Origin of the sequence: Paenibacillus lutrae (assembly GCF_009757775.1) — a bacterium.
Taxonomy (GTDB): Bacteria; Bacillota; Bacilli; order Paenibacillales; family NBRC-103111; genus Paenibacillus_F; species Paenibacillus_F lutrae.
In genome coordinates this window covers 20309-32912 of sequence record NZ_RHLK01000011.1, presented here as the reverse complement: position 1 = coordinate 32912, position 12604 = coordinate 20309, and the positions used below count along the sequence as shown (strand labels likewise).

Below are 12604 nucleotides of genomic sequence, written 5' to 3'. Positions count from 1 at the left end.
GCCCGTCAAGATAACGCATGTTTGAGCATTTCCACAGCTGCAGCTTCATCCGTTACCAGAATGTCCTCCTGGCCGTATTTTAAAACCGAAGCGACAGCAGCACCTTTACTTGACCCGCCGGCTACACCGATCACGACTTCACAGTGCTGGATATCCTCCAGCCGGAGTCCGACCGTCGGCATCTTGTGTACAACTCTGCCCTGCGGGTCAAAATAGTATCCGAAGGCTTCTGCAAGAGCACCTTCGCTGCGGAGACTATCAATGGAGTCCGAATCTACCTTGCGCCTTCGCGCCATGACTAAAGCATCTCCGATTCCGTGGATAACGATACGGCAGCTCCGTATAACATCCATCATCTCATGAATATTCGGTTCTTGAATCAGGGATTGATAGGCTTCCTCCCGCAGGTGGTCGGGTACATGAAGCAGCCGGTATTTGCCGCCTGTCTTCTTGGCCATCTTCGAGGCGATCATATTCGCCTGCAGCTCTACGCTTTCACCGAGTCCGCCTCTGGCCGGGACGAACAGGCTGCCTTTGAGCGCACTCGTCGTAGACAAGTGCTCGGCTACCTCCGCCATAGTCGAGCCGCCGGTTACGGCGATGACATCGTGCTTGGTGACGTGCTTGCGCAGCATCAGGGCGGCAGCACGGCCGAGCTCCTTCTTGGCGAACGGGGAAGTGTCCGAATCTCCAGCCACGACGACGACCTGCTCGACACCAAAATGCTCGCGAATCCGTTTCTCCAGCTCGCTGAGTCCGAGCATTTCCTTGATAAGCGGCTGCAGCTTCTCCAGCAGCTCACGCCCTGACTCGCTGATGTGCATCCCTGAAGTTTCTGTCTCGATCAGACCTTGACCTTTAAGAAAATCCACTTCGCTTCGCAGCACCCGCTCTGTCATATCCAGCGCACTGGCCAGCGTTCTGCGGCCTACGCTTCCAAGGAGAAGAATATGCTGGAGAACTCGGTACCTTTTGTTCATAACCTCCAGCATATCCGGCAATAGCTGCTTTTGAATGTCGAGAATGTCTCTCATGTAATACACTCCTAAAAAGCTTACTTGGACTCATTATGTCCCGCGAGTGCATTTTAAGTCCCACATAGATTAAAAAAAACTTGCCTTGCACAACATCATTATACCCAGTTCGTATAAAAGAATCAATGCGTGCAAAGTTTGATTTTTTATGAAGGAAGCCATAAAAAAGAAAATGGGCGTAAAGACTTGCTTTTTCTATACCCCTATCATATAATAACCATTGCTGTTACTTATTGAAACAACATGCGCCCGTGGTCCAATGGATATGACGTAGGCCTCCGGAGCCTGAGATCGAGGTTCGATTCCTCGCGGGCGCGTATAGATAGTTAGGAAAGCCCTTGTCCTCGGACAGGGGCTTTTTTAATTTCACCTGCTCTCCTATGAAGTCCAGAGTGGTCATGAATCCTTGTTAAAACTGACCCATTACATAATGGTACTGACTCCCAACGTCTATCTCTCGCTCAATTTTATTAGAAAATCGGACGAGGATAGTCCATTAATCACGGCAAGGCTGCAAATCAGCGGCTCTCTTCTCTAGGAAAGAACACGCATCAAGATGCCTACGGAAGCGGCAATGACGATACACTGCCCGACCCCGAACATCAATCCTGTAAACAGCCGCAACCTGTTGCTGCTGGTTCTCCATCCCCATTTTTGCGTAAACCCGTCTATCAGCAGGGGCAGGCACAATACCAAGCCTATCCCATATTCACACTCCATTCCGTACAGCAAAAAAAGAGGCAGCGCCAGATAGCCAAGCAAGATTCCCATACATCTGGCGCACAGGGGAAGCTGTACACCGCGCAGGTGAAATGAGCGCGAACTCATCCGGTGGCACGGCATGATTGCGAAGAACTTACTTACAACAGTCACAGTCCAACCCACCCTTGCCGGTTCCATCGCAATCCAGGAAGCTGATTACAGGAATATCACCGCAATAATCACTAGCCGCAATTCGTCCCGACCTTCTCCGATAGTAGATCATTTGCATCACCAAGATGAGAAGACCCGCCGCTATAAGGATGATTCCTGCCGTACTGCCGCTGGAGACTAAAGCAATTCCGGCAATCAACAGGATAAGCCACAGCGTTAGAATAAGAAAATACAAAAGCACTCCTCCTTTTTGATATAAGGGCCTCGAAAGCATCTTACTTTTACTACCATGTATTAACGAGTTGCATTAAAAAATGTTTCGTTTATAGTACTCTGGGGGAAAGGAAAGAGAGCTTTTTCCAAATAAGTTTGACCTTTCTTGACCTTGAGACGTTTTTTCGTTATCATATTTGTAGATACTGAAATTTAACGCAGTTATAGTGGCGTATTATCTAAGGAGGGTTCAAGATGAGTTTTATTCCAATGGTTGTCGAGCCTGATGCAAGAGGAGAACGCGCTTACGATATTTACTCCCGTCTTCTTAAAGACCGTATTATTTTCCTGGGTACACCGGTGAACGATCAGGTTGCCAACGCGATTATCGCTCAACTGCTTTTCCTGGATGCACAGGACCCGGACAAAGATATTCATTTGTATGTAAACAGCCCCGGCGGTTCTATCACAGCTGGAATGGCGATCTATGACACCATGCAGTTCATCAAATCAGATGTCTCTACAATTTGTGTAGGAATGGCTGCTTCTATGGGCGCTTTCCTGCTCGCTGCAGGCGCCAAAGGCAAACGTTATGCGCTGCCTAACTCGGAAGTCATGATTCACCAGCCGCTCGGCGGAGCCGAAGGTCAAGCGACAGATATCGAGATTCGCGCTAGACGCATTCTCAAAATGCGTGAGAACTTGAACAAAATTCTTGCTGAACGTACCGGCCAGCCGCTGGAGCGTATCGACAAGGATACCGACCGCGATTACTTCATGAGCGCCGCAGAAGCCGCCGCTTACGGGCTCATCGACAAGGTCATTGAGAAAACGGACGCAGGCGTCGGCTTGTAAGAATGCTTTCTAGTGGCTTTTGCTTTGACAGCATGCAAGATGGGACTGTCCCAAAAGTCATTTCAAGAAAATCCAGTCCTGCTTTTCACGCGATATTCGGTTAAAAAAGAACCTTCAGATCCACTTTATAGTGGTTTTGAAGGTTCTTTTGCACCTATTATAGGATTGCCCCACTCAGGTTTACCCTTTTGAGACAGCCCCTTTCTCGTTATTCATTGGGCGAATAAGGTAAGTATGAATCAATCCAGATCTTCTAGCGGATAGAAAATGAGATCAACCGGGAATGCAGAGCCTGCCGGAGGCGTAAACTCGATATCCAGAGACTTCTCGTTACCCGTAGTTCGGTGCAGAATCTGCATGCCGTCAAAGGCGGTAATTACGCCGGAGTAAGGAATCGACTGGATCTCGCCGTTGATTTTGATTGGCCCCTTGAAGACGCCTCCGCGTGCAAGCAGCATGATTGCCATCTTGCGAGGCTTATCCGCGTGAATTTTGTACACGACGCCGTAGTTGCCGCCGTTCTTCACGTTCTCCTTGCGCATTACGTCATATCCGTCAACAAACGGGTCTGTCTTCCCGTCTCCTATAATGAGCCTGGACGGTTTGGTGAATGATGTCCCGTCTATATCCCATTTAATCTCCGAGACGTCGAAGGTGCCCCTTACATGGCCGTTAAAAGCAAGATGCTTGCTCTGGCTCAGCGTCTCCGCTGACAATTCTTCTGTCGCAACGAATGAGAACTGGACATCTCCGTCCGTTTCCAAATCGTAGAACAGGTTAACGCCGTAACCCGGGTAAAAGTCAGGAAGCTGACGGTACACCAAAGTATCCTTCGGCGGAATCGTCATTTTCTCGTTGTACGTGTTACCCAGCAGAAAATCGACGGAAGCTTCGCTTCCAATCAGATTAGCATAAACGGAAGGCCATACTTCGCCTTTGTTAGTCGTTTTGACAGTAATAGGCTTGTCCGTCGTATTCGTTGCCAGAATGGCAAAGGTCATCTTCTTATCGGTTCCATTAATGTGATCCACATATAGACGGGATTTACCGCCTACTGTGTCCTGGTACAGGATACCTGGCTCCGTAAACGTCTCCGGACTGTCGCTGACAAGCAGCTTACGACCGGTTACATTAGTCACATCTTTAGTCAATTGCGGCAGGTTGTAGAAATAGGAGGTCAGCGTACTCCAATCCAGTTTGTAGAAACTTCCGATGGATTGGTGGTAGACCGGATATTCCGCTTCGGACAGATAAGGTACATCCTCGACAACGATGTTCTTGGTAAACACCTTGCTTACATTGCCGTTGCGGTCAGATACTTTTAGAGAGACAGGATAAGTCCCTGCTTTGAAAAAAGCATCTTTTTTGCCGGTCCATTCAAATTTAGGAAGACCTTCGGCATCAGGGTCATAGCTGAGATCAATATATTTGATCGTCTCCCCAAGCCGGTACTTCTCCTTGTGTGTAGTGAATTTGGCGACCGGATTAGAATTATTCTTACCAGGGTCATAAATGCCGCCAGGATTCGGTACATGTACAATTTCAACCTTACGGGAATCACCGTAGTACGTGTACTTCGCGCCCATGTAATCCGCTACCCAAGTAAGCTTCACGAGGAGCTTTCCGTTCTTGATGGCAGCAACGGTATCAAATGGAACCTCTTCTCCGTTGATGTAGGCTTTTTTGAGATCACTGCTCAGTACGATTTTGTAGCCCGGCGGCTGCATCGTAATGGTACGGGCGGCATCATCCCAGACAACCGGGAAACCAAAACTGTCGCCAAGAAACTTGGCCGGAACGAACGTCTTGTCCTTAATGATGGTTGCAGGGGATTCCAATTCCATCTGCTCCGAATTAACAAAAGCTTGTTTATTGTCCAGATATAAGACAATCAATGAGGACGAGGTCGATACCGCCTTCGCTTGAGCCGGCAGGATTACTGCTGCGAGCAGCACCATTAACGCGGTCAGAAGCGACACTTCTTTTTTCCATTGAACCATTCTCCTACTCCTTTTCCGTGCTTTTTTCTATAAAAAGACATGACAAATAACCTTTTCCGATCATTCGCCCATTTCTTTAGACGCTTTTGGATTGGAAAAGGTTTCTTATCGTGCCAAAATAAAAAAGCTCCCTTGTCAGGAAGCTGCAGGCCTTATTGATTTTCGAGTTCTTCTTTGCTGACTAGAGATACTAAAGCGTTTACAGCCTGTTCTGCATCCGAACCTTCTGCGCTTATGTAAACTTCAGTTCCAGTACTGATCGCCAAACTCATAATGCCCATGATACTCTTAGCATTAACCTTCTTTTCATCCTTTTCTACGAAAATCTCGGACGAAAATTTATTCGCTTCTTGTACAAACAAAGCAGCGGGTCTGGCGTGAAGACCTGTTTTCAACTTCACCACTACTGGGCGTCTCGACATGGAATGGATTCCCCCTACGTTCTTAATTTGCAGTATATACAGCATCCCCGGCATAATCGCTCGGAGGTTCCCCTTACGGTAAACTTTATGTCGGTTAGGCATCAGGCATGATGATTCTATTCATATCTGTATAGAAGGCCAACGAAACTGGGGATCTTGCGTCCGGCGGCGCTTGTCTATGAAATACCGCGAAAGCCGTAAAATGTGTATTCTGCTTTAGATTATACCATTTTAGAACGAAATACTCTAGAAAAAAGTTCCTAAGGCCCATTGTTATCTGGCTGGCGCTCCATTACGTATCTTCTCGGCCATTTCGTCGATTTTACGGAGGCGGTGATTCACGCCAGATTTACTGACGCTGCCGCGCAGCATATCTCCAACCTCTTTGAGGTTCAGGTCCGGGTGCTTCAGGCGAATTTCAGCAACTTCCCGGAGCTTGTCGGGCAAGCTTTCAAGACCAATTTCTCTCTCGAGGAGCCGGATATTGTCGATTTGTCTTACCGCAGCACCGATCGTTTTGTTCAAATTGGCCGTCTCGCAATTCACGATCCGGTTCACTGAGTTACGCATGTCCTTCATAATCCGCACATCTTCAAAACGGAGCAGTGCCTGATGGGCGCCGATTATGCTCAGGAATTCAATAATTCTCTCGCCTTCCTTGATATAGAAAACGAAGCCCTTCTTGCGCTCTATACATCTGGCATTAAGCTCAAAGCGGTTAGCCAGCTGGCAGAGAGCCTCGCAATGCTCCTGATACATGGAAGCAATCTCAAGGTGATAGGAGGAACCTTCCGGATTGTTTACGGAACCTCCCGCAAGAAACGCACCCCTCAGATAAGCTCTCCGGCAGCAGTTCGACTTCACGATACTCTTGTCGATCCCGGGGGTGAACTGGAATCCTTCGAACACAATATGAAGATCCTGAAGCATCTCTTGGACCTGATTCGGAACCCGGACGATATAGACGTTATTCTTCTTCAGCCGCATCTTCTTACGCACGAGAAGTTCCATATGAATTTTGTACCGCTTCTTAAGAAGCGAGTAAATCCTCCTGGCAATCGCGGCGTTTTCCGTCGAAATATCGAGAACAACACGCTGATTGGTAAGCTGTACAGAGCCATTCATCCGGATAAGCGCCGACAGCTCTGCTTTCTCACAACAGTCATCCGCTTCGATTAACGTTAATTCTTTCTTGGTCTGCGCCGCAAAAGACATGGGGACTCACCTCTTCCTGAGCATCCAGCTTTCTACGATCTGGTAAATATGCTCGCTTAATTTATCCGCATCGTGACGCAGATAGGTCCGGAACAGTACCAGCTTGTCGGCAATGACGTGATAACCCCGCTTCGTCACTTCGTCAAGGTCCAGGTGGACGGCCTTGGCACCCTTCTCGGCGTACTTGTTCTGTACCTGGGGAGGGATCTCCCCGTTATTTACAATGACATAATCGAACAGGTGATGGCCCAGATGCTCGTGTACAGCGGCCAAATGGTCCCCTACAGAGTAACCGTCCGTTTCTCCGGGCTGGGTCATCACGTTACAAATAAACATTTTGACAGCGTTTGATTTCAAAATTTCTTCTGCAATTCCCGGTACCAGCAGGTTCGGCAGTATGCTGGTGTACAAGCTGCCAGGCCCGCACAGAATCGCATCAGCCTCCTGGATCGCTTCGATCGCTTCTTCAAGAGGAGTAACGTCCGAGGGCTCAAGCAGAACCCGGTGGATTTTTCCACCTGCCTTGGGAATCTTCGATTCGCCTTCCACAACGGAGCCGTCCTCCATGATCGCTTTCAGGGAGAACGCCTGCCTGGAAGCGGGAAGCACCCGCCCACGGACGGCGAACACGCGGCTCATCTCGCGTATACCGGTAACGAAGTCGCCGGTAATGTCTTTCATCGCCGCGAGAATCAAATTGCCCAGACTGTGGCCGGCGAGTCCGGTGCCAGCCGAGAACCGGTACTGCAGCATCTCGGAAAGCAGCGGCTCGACATCCGCAAGCGCCGTAAGCACATTGCGGATGTCGCCCGGAGGAGGTATATGAAGCTCCGATCTTAGAATCCCGGAGCTCCCGCCGTCATCCGCCACCGTAACAATAGCCGTTATGTCCAGAGGCTTCTGTTTAAGCCCGCGCAGCATGACAGACAGACCTGTTCCGCCTCCAATGACGACAATCCGCGGAATGTCAGCAGGGGAGTATACTTTAGACATCGTTTCACCCTCTTATGGTCGGTCGCGTTCCGCATCTCGATGATTGACTCTGACGAATTCTGTCTCGCTATTTCCCATAACTTTGCCCAAATACTCTGCAATAGCTACGGACCGATGCTTACCGCCCGTACAACCGATGCCCACAACAACTTGGCTTTTGCCTTCTTTTTTGTATTGGGGAACAAGAAAATGAAGCATATCCAGCAATTTAGCCAGAAACTCCTGCGTTTCATTCCACTTCATCACATAATCATAGACTTCCCCATCCTGGCCTGTGTGAGGTCTGAGCGTATCTATATAATGCGGATTAGGAAGAAAACGTACATCAAAAATCAGATCGGCATCAATGGGAATGCCATACTTAAATCCAAAAGAGATGACATTTATAGATATGCTGTCACGTTCCAGATTGGTGAACCGTGAAGCAATTTTTTGTTTAAGCTGAACCGGTTTGATGGTGCTGGTGTCAATTACCTGCGAAGCAAGCCCCTTCAATTCTTCCAGCAGCTTCCGCTCCATAAGAATACCTTCAAGCGGAGCATCGTTCGGAGCAAGCGGATGACGACGCCGGCTCTCTTTGTAACGTTGAACGAGTGTGGAGTCTGTTGCATCAAGAAACAGAATCTCATAGGTCAACGTATAATCTTCTTTGATCGAACGCAGCGATTCCTGCAGCGCCGTAAAAAACTCACGGCCCCGAAGATCAATTACAAGTGCTACTTTGCCGATTTTACCATGAGATTGCTCAATTAACTCTGCAAATTTGGGAATGAGCACCGGAGGCAAGTTGTCCACGCAGAAAAACCCGAGATCTTCGAGGCTTTGTACAGCGATCGTTTTGCCTGCGCCCGACATCCCGGTAATAATCACAAGCTTGGCAGCCGCATTGCTTTCTTCCATGAGTTCACCTTCCCTCATCCGTTTTAGGGGTACCCTGTAGGGCGGAAGCCGTATCGGACCAAAGATCTAGCGCAAGTTCAAGCCCGCCGCACCTACAACACCGGCATCATTGCCCAGAGTGGCCGGGACCACCTCAACACCGCTATACGCACGTTCAGGCGCTAATTTATGGAACGTTTCACGAATCGGATTAAATAGAATCTCTCCGGCTCTCGAAACGCCCCCGCCGAGAATAAAGCGCTGAGGATTAACCGTAATGGCGACAGCAGCCATAGACTTCCCGATATAAAATGCGGCGCGGTTAACAATCCGGGTGGACACTTCGTCTCCGGCTTTAGCCGCATCAAACACATCTTTGGCTGTGATTGTATCAATCAGAGCTAGACTGGTACGGTCTCCTCGTTCCTTAGCGTCATTGCCCATTCTTACAATACCCGTGGCTGAAGAAACGGTCTCCAGACACCCTGTCTGTCCGCAGTTGCAAGCGATCGCTTCGACATCCGGCACAACCGACATATGGCCTAACTCACCGGCCATTCCGTTGTAACCTTGATAAATCTTGCCGTTTATAATAATGCCTCCGCCGACACCGGTTCCAAGTGTGTAACAGACAAGGTTCGCAATCCCCCGGCCTGCACCGCCCCATGCTTCTCCAAGCGCCGCGACGTTAGCGTCGTTATCTATCGTGACGGTTTTGCCGAGCTTTTCTTCTAGGGTTTTCTTGACTGCGACGTTACGCCAGCCCAGATTTGGAGACAATTCTACAAATCCGTTCGGGATATCCAAGAATCCGGCTATCCCCGCACCTATTCCCGCTACTTGCTCCCATTCATACGCCGAATCGCTAACCAGCTTACGGACGTATTCTTCAATACGATCAAGCACATAGTCAGGACCATGTTCGGTACCGGTTGGGCCTTCAAATGTCTGAACCAGCTTACCTTCTTCGTCGCAGAGGCCTACCTTGATACTGGTGCCCCCTAAATCCACTCCGACATAAATCCGTTGTGTCATGCAATGTCACCTCAGTGAAGAGTTAAATTATTTCCGGTCTCGCACTACTTCGTGCGGCTCCTGTACCCACTATAAGCCAAGGATTTAGGAAGGTCAAGGATCGCAAATTGAAAAAACGTGGAGGGTTCTGAGCCGTTCCACGTCTTCTCATAGGTTGGTGAAATTCTAAATTATAAGGATTTGCTCCAGTCATGAACCATATGTCCATCCAGGAATTTCTCACAGTCCAAAGCAGCCATACATCCGCTTCCGGCAGCTGTAATCGCCTGGCGGTATTTCAAGTCTTGTACATCCCCGCAAGCGAATACACCCGGAATGTTGGTTTCAGTCGTACCCGGTTTCACGAGAATATAGCCCGTTTCGTCGGTCGTAATCTGACCTCCCAGGAAAGCTGTGTTAGGTGTATGTCCGATCGCTACGAAGATGCCATCGGTCTCCAGTACTTCTTCAGCTCCTGTTTCATTGTTACGCACTTTAAGGCCGGTAACACCTTTGTCGCCTGCTACAACTCCAAGCGGAGTGGCATTCAGGTTCCAAGTGATTTTCTCATTCTCACGCGCACGATCCTGCATAATCTTGGAAGCGCGGAGCTCGTTTCTGCGGTGAACCAACTTAACTTCTGATGCGAAACGCGTCAGGAAGTTCGCTTCTTCCATAGCCGAGTCTCCGCCGCCTACGACAATGATCTTCTTCCCGCGGAAGAAGAACCCGTCGCAGGTTGCGCATGTGCTTACGCCGCGGCCGATGTTCTCGCGCTCGCTCTCGATGCCCAGCAGCTTAGCGGAGGCGCCGGTGGAAATGATTAACGATTCCGCCTCGATCTCTCCCATGCCTTCTACAGACAGTTTAAACGGACGCTTAGACATGTCAACGCTATTCACCCATCCGGTTTTAAACTCAGCGCCGAAACGCTCGGCCTGCTTGCGCATATTATCCATAAGTTCCGGTCCCATGATTCCTTCAGGGAAGCCCGGGAAGTTCTCGACTTCGGTAGTTGTGGTTAACTGCCCGCCGGGTTCAGGTCCTTCGATAACCAATGGATTGAGATTAGCGCGTGCCAGGTAGATGGCAGCCGTTAAACCGGCAGGACCGGTTCCCACAACGATTGTTTTATACATAAACGACCTCTCCTCCTTCAAATGAGTCACTCTGCAAAGACGTAGTATGCCAACAGCTTGCAGAATGGCCCGGATTCTATTTTACTGCAATCACTCTCTATTTAAAATAATTCTAATTAAAATCATTCTTGTATGCAAGTTAGTTACTCACTGCCCTTGTTATCCGCACTCCAAAACTTCGGAAGAATGGCGTCCATTTTCTCTTTCAAACCGCATGCTTCATCAATAAGCTTTACGTTCTTACTCACTGTAGACACAGTGGTATGATAGCGGCTGGCCACCTCATGATAGGAAACGGACCGGCGGTGCATTTTGGCAACAAGATATTCAAGCGCGGCCGACCAGCCCTCCACTTTGGTAATACGCGGAACACTCGGATAAACCCGGCTCAAATATTCTACCCACAGCGTCTGCAGGTCATGCTGCTGAATCATATCATAACGCTGGTGCATTTGACGGTGAGCGGTTTCCATTACAACTTGCCATTTCGGCTCCCATTTGGGGAGATCCGTTGTATGAACCGTGCTCTGAATCGTCTTTAACCCGCCATCCAAATGCGCCTCCAGCGGTTCCTCTACACCAATACTGCGCAGGACGAACAAGGCAACCTTCTTCAGGTAATCGTCTTCTTTAGGATCTGCGATAAATTCGGACAGCGCTTCTTTTACTTCATTATCGCCAATGTGTCCGAATGTCTGCAGAACTTGAAGCTTCGTTTCGACATCTCCATGGCGGAGTGCCCAGAAGAATGAACTCCTGACAAGAGGATCTTTGGCTATCTGATCCGGAATGGATTCAGGAGACTGCTCCAGCTGACGGAACTGCTCTTCAAAAGGCAGATGATAGTGATAACTCAGCGACATTGGACGGTCGTCCGAGCGCCGGTTCAACTGTTCCAGATAGAATCTGGCGATGTCCGAACCCGGATCAAGCTTATCCACCTGTTTCCAGAAACTTCTGGCCTCATGAAATCTTCCGATATTGCAAGCAGCCACGGCCGCGTAGTGATACAGGCATGGATCAAGAGACGTCTCGCTGGTCTTGTGAAGACGTCTAAAAAGCTGATACGCTTTCTCATGGTCGCCAAGAATCCCCATTGTCGTAGCCAGCTTAAAGACATGTTCTTGTTGGAACGGAAAAGTCTTGCGAAGGGTTACGGACAGTTCCGCGAGCTCTTCCTTACGCCCCAGGTGTTGGTAGAAAATGGCCAGATTGCACAAGGCATGAAGATTGCCGGGATCTATATCCAGCACTTCCAGAATCGCTTCCAGCGACTTCTGAAAATGACCTGTGTAGTAATAGGCCAACGCCAAATTGTTGCGCGCCGCTAAAAATTCACCGTGTTCCTCGACGATCTGCTCCAAAAGGCGAACCGCTTCCGCGAATTTGCCTTCTTCCAGCAGCAGTCGTGCCTGGTCGTGCTCGTACAATCCCTCCCGGGATTTTATCGTCTTCAGCTTAGTCGGGCGTTCCAGTTCATAGCTGAGGAAATCGAGCATTTCTTCGGCTTCTTCTAAATATTGGCCATTGGAATCATTCTCTAAATATTGAACAAGCGCTTCCTCCGCCAGTTCATGTCGATCCATATTGGCGTAATTGTTAGCCATATAGAAATAACACTCGGTCATAGAGGAATCAATCCGATCCAGAACTTCTTTCAGGATCTCGTTAGATTCCTCGTATTTGCCAAGTTCCGACAGAACGCCTGCCAGATTACAATGGTTGACCGGGTTATCTTGTTCATATTCTACCGCACGCCGAAAGTATTTTAACGCCTTATCATAATGGAAACGATCGAGCGATTGAACCGCTCTTTCGAAAAAGAACGTGGCATCCATGCTGATAGGAATTATTTTTGGTTCCGGCTTTACGGAGACACGCTTTTTCTTTTCCATGAAGTAGGCACCTCCGGTACTTTAAGATCATATGATCCAGTATAGCATAGTCCCCGAGGTTTCAAAAACACG

General features: G+C 49.0%; 12 protein-coding genes and 1 tRNA gene. 2 read left to right on the top strand and 11 right to left on the bottom strand.

Translation table 11 applies throughout. From position 1 onward, the window contains the following. Nucleotides 1-5: 5 nt before the first annotated feature. Entirely contained in the window at nt 6-1034 is a 1029-nt protein-coding gene (locus EDM21_RS17285) for a sugar-binding transcriptional regulator (protein ID WP_157337504.1), read from the bottom strand. Nucleotides 1035-1279: 245 nt separating this feature from the next. Here EDM21_RS17285 and EDM21_RS17280 point away from each other — a divergent pair. Continuing rightward, a tRNA-Arg gene (locus EDM21_RS17280) sits at nt 1280-1351 on the top strand. A 217-nt stretch (nt 1352-1568) separates the two neighbouring features. Here EDM21_RS17280 and EDM21_RS17275 read toward each other — a convergent pair. Further along, nucleotides 1569-1907: a DUF2085 domain-containing protein gene (locus tag EDM21_RS17275; protein WP_338044006.1), complete on the bottom strand. Its 339-nt coding sequence runs from the start codon at nt 1905-1907 to the stop codon at nt 1569-1571. After that, nucleotides 1891-2142: a hypothetical protein gene (locus EDM21_RS17270; RefSeq protein ID WP_157337502.1), complete on the bottom strand. Its 252-nt coding sequence runs from the start codon at nt 2140-2142 to the stop codon at nt 1891-1893. Before EDM21_RS17270 ends, EDM21_RS17275 begins: the two co-directional genes overlap by 17 nt. Nucleotides 2143-2375: 233 nt before the next feature. On the opposite strand from EDM21_RS17270, the gene clpP reads away from it, so the two are divergent. Continuing rightward, nucleotides 2376-2975 carry an ATP-dependent Clp endopeptidase proteolytic subunit ClpP gene (gene clpP / locus EDM21_RS17265; protein WP_157337499.1) on the top strand — a complete coding sequence of 200 codons (600 nt, stop codon included), beginning with the start codon at nt 2376-2378 and terminating at the stop codon, nt 2973-2975. A 239-nt stretch (nt 2976-3214) separates the two neighbouring features. Here clpP and EDM21_RS17260 read toward each other — a convergent pair whose 3' ends face one another. The 8 genes from EDM21_RS17260 to EDM21_RS17225 all read right to left on the bottom strand — a co-directional run bounded on the left by EDM21_RS17260 (nt 3215) and on the right by EDM21_RS17225 (nt 12532). Continuing rightward, nucleotides 3215-4975, bottom strand: a complete 1761-nt coding sequence (locus EDM21_RS17260) for a copper amine oxidase N-terminal domain-containing protein (RefSeq protein WP_157337497.1) — start codon at nt 4973-4975, stop codon at nt 3215-3217. A gap of 152 nt (nt 4976-5127) precedes the next feature. Further along, entirely contained in the window at nt 5128-5397 is a 270-nt protein-coding gene (locus tag EDM21_RS17255) for an HPr family phosphocarrier protein (RefSeq protein WP_157337495.1), read from the bottom strand. Between the two features lie 273 nt (nt 5398-5670). Further along, on the bottom strand, nt 5671-6612 hold the full coding sequence (gene whiA, locus EDM21_RS17250) for a DNA-binding protein WhiA (RefSeq protein WP_157337493.1): 942 nt from the start codon (nt 6610-6612) through the stop codon (nt 5671-5673). A gap of 6 nt (nt 6613-6618) precedes the next feature. Beyond that, complete coding sequence (locus tag EDM21_RS17245; protein ID WP_157337491.1) at nt 6619-7605, bottom strand: gluconeogenesis factor YvcK family protein; 987 nt, start codon at nt 7603-7605, stop codon at nt 6619-6621. Between the two features lie 12 nt (nt 7606-7617). Further along, nucleotides 7618-8505: an RNase adapter RapZ gene (rapZ, locus tag EDM21_RS17240; protein ID WP_068777200.1), complete on the bottom strand. Its 888-nt coding sequence runs from the start codon at nt 8503-8505 to the stop codon at nt 7618-7620. A gap of 66 nt (nt 8506-8571) precedes the next feature. Next, nucleotides 8572-9519, bottom strand: a complete 948-nt coding sequence (locus EDM21_RS17235; RefSeq protein WP_157337489.1) for an ROK family glucokinase — start codon at nt 9517-9519, stop codon at nt 8572-8574. A gap of 170 nt (nt 9520-9689) precedes the next feature. After that, nucleotides 9690-10637, bottom strand: a complete 948-nt coding sequence (trxB, locus tag EDM21_RS17230; RefSeq protein ID WP_157337487.1) for a thioredoxin-disulfide reductase — start codon at nt 10635-10637, stop codon at nt 9690-9692. Nucleotides 10638-10780: 143 nt separating this feature from the next. Beyond that, nucleotides 10781-12532 (bottom strand): tetratricopeptide repeat protein, encoded by a 1752-nt coding sequence (locus EDM21_RS17225; RefSeq protein ID WP_157337485.1) that lies wholly within the window; start codon nt 12530-12532, stop codon nt 10781-10783. Between the last annotated feature and the right edge of the window lie 72 nt (nt 12533-12604).

Coding starts and splice junctions, on each gene's coding strand:
- EDM21_RS17285 (WP_157337504.1), bottom strand. CDS start 1,034: ATGAGAGACATTCTCGACATTCAAAAGCAGCTATTGCCGGATATGCTG.
- EDM21_RS17245 (WP_157337491.1), bottom strand. CDS start 7,605: ATGTCTAAAGTATACTCCCCTGCTGACATTCCGCGGATTGTCGTCATT.
- EDM21_RS17235 (WP_157337489.1), bottom strand. CDS start 9,519: ATGACACAACGGATTTATGTCGGAGTGGATTTAGGGGGCACCAGTATC.
- trxB (WP_157337487.1), bottom strand. CDS start 10,637: ATGTATAAAACAATCGTTGTGGGAACCGGTCCTGCCGGTTTAACGGCT.
- EDM21_RS17260 (WP_157337497.1), bottom strand. CDS start 4,975: ATGGTTCAATGGAAAAAAGAAGTGTCGCTTCTGACCGCGTTAATGGTG.
- rapZ (WP_068777200.1), bottom strand. CDS start 8,505: ATGGAAGAAAGCAATGCGGCTGCCAAGCTTGTGATTATTACCGGGATG.
- EDM21_RS17225 (WP_157337485.1), bottom strand. CDS start 12,532: ATGGAAAAGAAAAAGCGTGTCTCCGTAAAGCCGGAACCAAAAATAATT.
- EDM21_RS17255 (WP_157337495.1), bottom strand. CDS start 5,397: ATGTCGAGACGCCCAGTAGTGGTGAAGTTGAAAACAGGTCTTCACGCC.
- whiA (WP_157337493.1), bottom strand. CDS start 6,612: ATGTCTTTTGCGGCGCAGACCAAGAAAGAATTAACGTTAATCGAAGCG.
- clpP (WP_157337499.1), top strand. CDS start 2,376: ATGAGTTTTATTCCAATGGTTGTCGAGCCTGATGCAAGAGGAGAACGC.